This is a genomic window from Roseibium sp., from assembly GCF_025698965.1.
In the GTDB taxonomy this organism is placed as follows: domain Bacteria; phylum Pseudomonadota; class Alphaproteobacteria; order Rhizobiales; family Stappiaceae; genus Roseibium.
Window position 1 is genome coordinate 1 of the sequence record NZ_JAILWL010000500.1, and the last position, 4606, is coordinate 4606.

Genomic DNA, 4606 nt, shown 5'->3' on the forward strand with positions numbered 1-4606 from the left:
AGGAGCCGGACGATCACCCGGCAGAACCGGAGCATCCTGTGCTTCGAATGCGGTGTCCGCGACATCTTCGGAGCTGAGTTCCAGATCATCCGACGGTGCGGCGTCTTCCTCTTTGGCCTCTGCCCCTTTGGACTTGTCGCGCTTCAGAACATTCCGCAGCCAGCCAACCCGTGCCTTGCCACGTTCCTCGTCTGCAACCTCGGTGCCCGTGTCGGTTTTTTGCTGCTTTTCAAGCTTGGCAGCTTCGGCGGACGCAGCCTGTGCCGCGCGCCTTGCGGCCGCGATGAAGTCGGCCTTCCGATCCCTGGCGCGGTTCTCTGGTCGCTCGGCTTCCATGTCTGAAAGCGTGGTCTGCGGTTCGTCGGTTTCCGGCGTATGTTCCGGCGCTTTGACGAAGGCCGGTGCCTGCTCCTTGTTATCGAGCGGCGAGAAAATGTCGTAGGACGTCAGGCTTTCTGCTGCAGCCGACAGCGGCTCGCTTGCGACAGGCTCTTTCCGCGGAGGCTCGATCCGCTCAAGGTTGTCCAGACGCTCGGTCAGCGAGCCGAGAACCGACTTCACTCCGTCAAATGTATTGCGGGTCCGCTCTTCGCTTCCCTCGGCAGCGTCCAGAAGGCGCCGCAAGTCCCCTTGAAGGGCATTGATCGCTTCTTCATATTGATCGCTCTCGCCCGCCGAGGCACTCGCCACGGCTTCCTGTGCAGCCTGTTTCGCGATCTCGACTGCTTCGGATCGGGATTGCTGAAGGCTCTGTTCTATTCGCTCCAGGACCGGTGAGAACTTTTCAATGTCGTGTGTTTGCGCAGTTGTGTTTTCGATTTGCTCGGCAAGAGCGGCAACCTTCTCGCCCAACTGCTCGAACCGATCATCATCGGTAGCGTCCGCGCCACTCGAAACGATCTGCGCAAGGTCGGAGATCCGTTTTTCCAGAGCTTCGGTCGACACTGGCGCAGCAACGCTGGCCCGCATCGATCCGATTTCCTGGCGCAATTTGTCCAGGTCCGACGCCGTGACATTATCCTGCGGCTGCTCGAGACGTTCCGTCAGGACGTTCAACCGATCCTGCAAATCAGTCAGGAACTTGTTGTCCTGTCCATTTCCGGCGCGCATTGCCGCTGCGTCGAGAACCGGCACCGGCCGGGACGCTTTCTTTTCAATCGCGTCAATCTTGCCAGAGATCTTTTCAAGACGCTGCGCCAAGGCATCGAAAGCCTCGGTATCGCCGGAACGCAGAGGACCGGCCTGTTCCATGCGCTCCAGACGATCGACAATGTCGTTGAGGCGCTGATCGACCTGAGTCAAATGCTCCTGATCCGCCGGATTGGCCCTATCATCGGCCATCATGCCAACAATGTCTTCCAGACGCCCCTGCAACCGGTTGATGGTTTCCGGCTCCGGCATCCGCTCTTCCATAGCCGACAGGCGCGTGTCCAGGCCACGTTGCTCCCTGGCCAGAACTTCCAGGTCGTCCAGCCGGCCGGAGACGAATTTCATGCGGTCGTCGATGCCTTCGACCAGCCCCTTGATATCGATCTGCTCAACGAAATCACGAACTTCTCTGAGTTCCACCCGAAGCGGTTCGATTTCCGAATGTCCCTTTCGTTGCAGCAACTCTTCCATGCGTTCGGCAATGCTGACGACCCGGTCTTCCAGAACAACCATGTGCTCGGAACGCGGCAGAGCGGCAAACGCATCCTCGATCTCGTTCAGCCGCGCCGTGACACCTTTCAGGATCCTTGGGTCGACAGACGCACGGGACAGTTCATCAAGACGCTGAAGAATATGGGAATACCCATGCTCAAGCGTTTGCAGGGCCCCTTCAACATTGGTGCGTCCGACCATTGACTTGAGGTCGGCGACCTCTTTGCGGACATCCCGGGCGAACTGGTCGTTTTTCTTGTCGGCACGCAGACGCTCGATCATATCGGCAAGACGCCGCAACTCGGCATTCTGGCGACCGACAGTTTCGGTTGTGCCTCGGCTGATGCCACCCAACGCATCGCGGAGCGACCCAAGTTCCTCGCGCACCTGATTGAGAGCTTGTTCCTGCGGTGCTCTCAGAGCGTCAATGCGCCGTCCCAGATCCTTGTAGACATGCATGGACGCATCCCGGCGTGCGCGTGTTTCGCGAATGCGTGCCGGATGATTTGCATAGTCGTGAATGTCGTAATCATTACCTTCGGCGTCATCGTAATAATAGCTGTCGGCATAGTCGTCATCATCCGGCAGATTGTCCATTGCGTAGCGGCCCGGACGCCGTTCAGATCTCGATGAGGAAGGTCGGAAAGTTTCTCTAGGCATGTCTGCGTTCGCCAGACCCTGAACCTGTTCGTCCAGGCGGTCCAGCGCTCCCATAACTTCATCCATGCTTGCATCGCGAGACGGCATTGCCGTTTCGCGCATGGGCGCGCGGCGATGCGGGAAAGACCGGGCTGATCGCCTCGTCTCTTCCGGCCGATGCGCAACAGTGTCTCCATGGGCGGACAGCAGTCTGTCCAATTCGTCGGCGACTGCATCCAGGTCTTCATCGCGGCCGTTATTCCTGCGCGGATCAAGTCCGGGACCCAGGGCTGTCGCAGTGCGTGTCAGCCTTTCAATCCGGCTGCGTGCCGGTTCGCGATGCGGCGTTTCATAAAAGTCGTCGCTTTCATACGCATCGCGGCCGCGGCGTCCTGCCTCGTGTTTCTTCCAAGCCGGCATATCTTGACCCTGGATTTACGGCCCTTCGGGCCGCGGATTTTGCAGGCTGCACCTATTCTCGCGCAAAGACGGGACGAGACGCAGCGTTTTAATAGACTTTGTCGACTTAGGGTAAACAGGGCGTTAATCGGTCTCGCTATTTGCGAAAATGCACCGTTTTCGAATGAAAACAGATGATTGAAGCCAAAATTCCGGGCGAATCACCCGTCAATCGTTAACGAACAATAAGGACCAATGCTTACGCCACTGGACCTTAACGCAAACGTAAGCTAAATAGAGTTCAAGAAACCGGCCTATTACTGTGCACCATCCTCATCACCGGTAATGTGCCGAAGATAAATTCTTCGGCCCCGGTTTCGCAGAACCGTAAAACATCAACAATGAGCCGGAGAACGGCTGAAGATTGAGTAACTACTTATGAGCGAAGCGCTTTCCATCCTGAACGAAGATGATCTTGTTGACGTGGTGTCTGCCAGCGATGACAGCACCAAAAAAACCCAATTCTCCATTGGCGACCTCGCCAAGGAATTCGACTGCACGTTGCGGACGTTGCGGTTTTACGAAGACAAAGGCCTCCTGAACCCGAAACGCGATGGCCTGAACCGGATCTACAACCGTCGCGACCGTGCGCGCCTCAAGCTGGTGCTGATGGGCAAACGGGTCGGATTTTCCCTGTCGGAAATCCGCGACATGCTCGACCTATATGATCTGCGTGACGGTCAGGTAACCCAGTTGAGGGTGGCACTCTCGAAATTCAACGAACAGATCGCCGTACTTGAAGACCAGCGCAAGGACATCGAGCAGGCAATCGAGGAACTCTCCCGCACAGTGGAGATTGTTTCCGGCATGCTGAAACAGAAGGAAGCCGAAGAAGCCTGATCCATTCCGGCAACCAGTTTCCAAATATGGCCGGCGCCTTCACGCGCCGGCTTTTTTTGTGGCACACGCCCTCCTGGATTGCATTTCGCAATATCACACAACCTCTCATTTGCTAAGAATCGCAATACTACGTGCGAAGCCACTTCTGACGAAAATTTGAAAAACTGACCGTGGAAACACGAATCCGTAAAGCCAGCTCACAAAAAACTAGCCAAATGACCTATTTTAGGCAAAAATTTTTGTCATCCCTTCCCTAGGGACACCACTTGCCGGACACGAATTAGACGCGTATATACAGCTCAAGGTGACGTTTACGGAAACGTAAAGTTCAAACAAACCGGCAGATCTGGGAGGATTTCCATGCCGAGCTATTCCGCGCCCGTCGAAGACACGCTTTTCCTGTTGAAAGACGTATTCGGCTATGAACGCTATTCCAATTTGCCGGGTTTTTCGGATGCCCCGCTCGATCTCGTGGAAGCAATTCTGCGAGAAGGCGGCAAATTTGCCGAAGAGGTTCTGCAACCATTGAACCAGAGCGGTGATCAGGAAGGCTGCATCCGTCATGACGATGGAAAAGTGACAACACCCAAAGGCTTTTCAGAGGCCTATAACGCATTTTGTGAAAGCGGTTGGGGAACACTTTCCGCAGATCCCGATTTCGGCGGACAGGGTTTGCCGCACACGCTTGCCACCATCTTCAATGAATATGCTTCATCGGCGAATATGGCATTTTCAATGTATCCAGGCCTGACTGCCGGTGCCGTCGCGGCCCTGACGTTGCATGGAACCGACGACCAGAAGCAAAAATACCTGCCCAACATGATTGCCGGTACTTGGACCGGCACCATGAACCTCACGGAACCCCATTGCGGTACCGATCTCGGTCTCATCCGTTCAAAAGCCGTTCCTCAACCTGATGGCAGTTACAAGATTTCCGGGACGAAGATCTTCATCTCCGCTGGCGAACACGACATGGTGGAAAACATAATCCATCTGGTGCTTGCCCGGATCGAGGGAGCGCCGGAAG

2 protein-coding genes and 1 pseudogene are annotated in these 4606 nt (G+C 55.9%); 2 read left to right on the forward strand and 1 reads right to left on the reverse strand.

Translation table 11 applies throughout. The features are described from left to right. Nucleotides 1-2700: pseudogene (locus K5905_RS28035) on the reverse strand (hypothetical protein); the annotation flags it as partial. A 417-nt stretch (nt 2701-3117) separates the two neighbouring features. Between K5905_RS28035 and K5905_RS28040 the strand changes: the two are divergent. Next, the gene (locus K5905_RS28040; protein ID WP_297590517.1) at nt 3118-3579 is read left to right on the forward strand and encodes a MerR family DNA-binding transcriptional regulator; all 462 of its coding nucleotides are present in this window, start codon (nt 3118-3120) and stop codon (nt 3577-3579) included. A gap of 360 nt (nt 3580-3939) precedes the next feature. After that, nucleotides 3940-4606: acyl-CoA dehydrogenase family protein (locus K5905_RS28045; RefSeq protein ID WP_297590519.1), on the forward strand; the 667-nt coding region annotated here is incomplete at its 3' end.

Bases quoted from the DNA above. Each gene is read 5' to 3' on its own strand.
- K5905_RS28040 (WP_297590517.1), top strand. From the start codon at position 3,118: ATGAGCGAAGCGCTTTCCATCCTGAACGAAGATGATCTTGTTGACGTG.